This is a genomic window from Streptomyces sp. NPDC054842, from assembly GCF_053611025.1.
Genome location: NZ_JBSGZN010000100.1, coordinates 1 through 2,517, shown reverse-complemented (window position 1 = coordinate 2,517; position 2,517 = coordinate 1). Strand labels below are relative to the sequence as shown.

General features: G+C 72.9%; 2 protein-coding genes and 1 rRNA gene. All 3 read right to left on the bottom strand.

Annotated features, from left to right (window positions below; genetic code table 11):
* Positions 1-69 precede the first annotated feature (69 nt).
* Positions 70-996 carry a hypothetical protein gene (locus tag ACWGIS_RS36220; protein ID WP_453366770.1) on the bottom strand — a complete coding sequence of 309 codons (927 nt, stop codon included), beginning with the start codon at positions 994-996 and terminating at the stop codon, positions 70-72.
* Positions 924-2,171, bottom strand: a complete 1,248-nt coding sequence (locus ACWGIS_RS36215; RefSeq protein ID WP_453366769.1) for a hypothetical protein — start codon at positions 2,169-2,171, stop codon at positions 924-926. The genes ACWGIS_RS36220 and ACWGIS_RS36215 overlap by 73 nt, the downstream gene beginning before the upstream one ends.
* 258 nt (positions 2,172-2,429) lie before the next feature.
* A 5S ribosomal RNA gene (gene rrf / locus ACWGIS_RS36210) occupies positions 2,430-2,517 on the bottom strand; the annotation flags it as partial.

Here is a 2,517-nt window from a genome sequence, read left to right as displayed (position 1 = left end):
CGGGCGGGACCCCTTCCGGAGTCCCGCCCGTCCGCCGCTTCGGCAGCCCCGCTCTACGTCCGCAGGACGTCAGCCGCGAGGAGCGTCCTGCTCGTCGTCGTCGTCGTCGTCCGCGTCGTCGTCCTCGTCGGCCGACACCTCGGCCTGCGGGACCTCGGCGTCGCCCTCGTCGTCGGAGGCACGGGTCAGCTCGACCTCGTCGTCCTCGACGTCCGTGTCGTCTTCGACGTCCTCGACGTCCTCGACGTCCTCCTCGTCCTCAAGGTCGGAATCGAGGTCGACCGACGTACGGGGCTCGGCCTCGTCCTCGGCTATCGCGTCGACGAACTCGACACCGTCCAGCTCGGCGAGCCGGTCGGAGGCGTCCGTGCTGCCGTCCTTGTCGGACTCGACGGCCTTCGCGAACCACTCGCGCGCCTCGTCCGCACGACCGGCGGCGAGCAGCGCGTCGGCGTACGCGTAACGCAGTCGCGCCGTCCAGGGCTGTACGGAGTTGGAGGCCAGCTCCGGGCTCTGGAGCGTGACGATGGCCGCGTCGAGCTGGTCCATGTCACGCCGGGCGCCGGCGGCCACGAGCCGCATCTCGACCTGCCCGGCCTTGTCCAGCTTCTGCACCTCGGGCGCACCGGCCATGTCCAGCGCCTTCTCGGGCCGGCCGAGACCGCGCTCGCAGTCCGCCATGACGGGCCACAGGTCGACGTTCCCGGTCATCCGCCGCGCGGCACGGAACTCGGCCAGCGCCTCGCTGAACTTCTGGTTGGCGTACGCGGCGAAGCCGGCGGCCTCACGCACCGCGGCGACGCGGGACGCCAGACGCAGCGCCACCCTGGAGTAGCCGTACGCACCCTCGGGGTCCTCGTCGATCAGCCGCGCGACCATCACCAGGTTGCGGGAGACGTCCTCGGCCAGCCCCTTGGGCAGGCTCAGCAGCTCCTGCCGTACGTCCTTGTCGATCTCGTCGCCCGTGACGTCGTCCGGGATCGGCAGCCGCTTGATCGGCTCGCGGTCACGCTCGCGCTCGTCGCGGAAGCGCCCGCCGCCGCGCCGGTCGTCGCCCCGACGGTCGTCACGGTCACGGAACCCACCGGGACGGCCGCCCCGGTCGTCCCGGCGCGGTCCCTGCCCACGGTCGTCGCGCCCGCGGAAGCCACCCCGGTCGCCGCCGCGGTCGCCACGGTCGTCACGGCGGAAGCCGCCGCGGTCATCACGCCGGTCCCCGCGGTCGTCCCGGCCGAAGGCCGGACGGTCGCTGTCCCGGCGGAAGGCGGGACGGTCGCCTTCTCGGCGGTCGTCACGGCGGTCGCCACCGCGGTCGTCGCGCCCGCGGAACCCACCACGGTCCTCGTCACGACGGAACGCCGGACGGTCGCCACCACGGCTGTCGTCACGGCGGAACGAGGGGCGGTCGCCGCCACGGCTGTCGTCACGGCGGAAACCACCACGGTCACCGCCACGGTCACCGCGGTCGTCGCGACGGAAACCGCCACGGTCGCCACCGCGATCGTCGTCACGGCGGAAGGAAGGACGGTCGCCGCCACGGCTGTCGTCACGGCGGAAGCCACCGCGGTCGTCACGACGCGGACCCGACGCGGGACGGTCGTCACGGCGGGGGCCGCTGGTCGGCCGGTCGTCACGACGGAACGAGGGGCGGTCGCCACCACGGCTGTCGTCACGGCGGAAACCACCACGGTCACCACCGCGGTCACCGCGGTCGTCGCGACGGAAACCGCCGCGGTCACCACCGCGGTCGTCGTCACGGCGGAAGGAAGGACGGTCGCCACCACGGCTGTCGTCACGGCGGAACCCGCCGCGGTCACCACCGCGGTCGTCACGACGCGGACCCGACGCGGGACGGTCGTCACGGCGGGGTCCGCCGGTCGGCCGGTCGTCACGGCGGAAGGGGGGACGGCCACCGCTGTCACGGTCGTCACGGCCACGGTAACCACCGCCGCCACCGCCCCGGTTGTCGTCACGGCGGAAACCGCCACCGCCACCACCGCGGTTGTCGTCGCGGCGGAAGCCACCACGGTCACCGCCGCGGTCGTCGCGCCGGTCGCCGCCACGGCTGTCGTCACGACGGAACGCCGGACGGTCGCCACCACGGCTGTCGTCGCGGCGGAAACCGCCACGGTCGCCGCCGCGGTCGCCGCCACGGTCACCGCGGTCGTCACGGCGGAAGCCACCGCGGTCGTTGTCGCGGCCGGCGTTGTCACGGCGCGGCGGGCCCCCGCGGTAGCCGCCGCGGTCACCACTGTCCCGGCGTCGCTGATCGCGTTCCGGTCGCTCGTCGGGAGAGTTGGTGGACATGGGTGACTCCTGTCTTCGGTACCGCAAGTCATTCTCGCGCAGCCGAGTACCCGGCGCGCTTCGGAAAAACAAAAGGACCCTTGGTCCCAGCGAGTCGCTGGGACCAAGGGTCCTCAAAATTTGTTCGGCGGCGTCCTACTCTCCCACAGGGTCCCCCCTGCAGTACCATCGGCGCTGTAAGGCTTAGCTTCCGGGTTCGGAATGTAACCG